This is a genomic window from Curtobacterium sp. VKM Ac-1376 (genome assembly GCF_015351025.1).
Classification (GTDB): domain Bacteria; phylum Actinomycetota; class Actinomycetes; order Actinomycetales; family Microbacteriaceae; genus Curtobacterium.
Window position 1 is genome coordinate 1 of sequence record NZ_JADKRV010000061.1, and the last position, 436, is coordinate 436.

General features: G+C 70.2%; 2 pseudogenes. One reads left to right on the top strand and one right to left on the bottom strand.

From position 1 onward, the window contains the following. A pseudogene (locus tag ITJ56_RS19070) lies at positions 1 to 116 on the bottom strand (class II fructose-bisphosphate aldolase); the annotation flags it as partial. Positions 117 to 334: 218 nt separating this feature from the next. Between ITJ56_RS19070 and glpX the strand changes: the two are divergent. Continuing rightward, positions 335 to 436, top strand: a pseudogene (glpX, locus tag ITJ56_RS19075) (fructose-bisphosphatase class II); the annotation flags it as partial.

The following is a 436-nucleotide window of genomic DNA, read 5'->3' on the forward strand; positions in this document are numbered from 1 at the left end:
TGCAGGACCGCGTTGATGGTCTGGGAGGAGGAGACGTTGACCGCGGGGTACGCGAACTTGCCCGCCTTCGCGCGTTCGATCATCTCGGCGTACTGTTCCGGCGTTGCGATGGGCACGTGGATCTCCTTCGACTTCGGTGATGTCCCCGCCGATCGTAGTCAGAACCTCTGGGCCCCGACCGCCGGTTCCGGTGCGACGCGCCAGCGGCGGACCGGCCGTGCCGGTTGGGAGAGCGCGGTCTGGGTTACGCGGTCGGCTCGCGCCCGCCGTGCACATGCGTGCACGGGCCCGGTGTCCGGACCGTCGGTCGGCCGCCGGTCGGTAGGCTCGGGTCGTGACTCCCACTACGGAAACCGGCTCCCTGTTCCTCCAGCCCGACCGCAACCTCGCGCTCGAGCTCGTGCGTGCGACGGAGGCCGCCGCGATCCGTGCACAG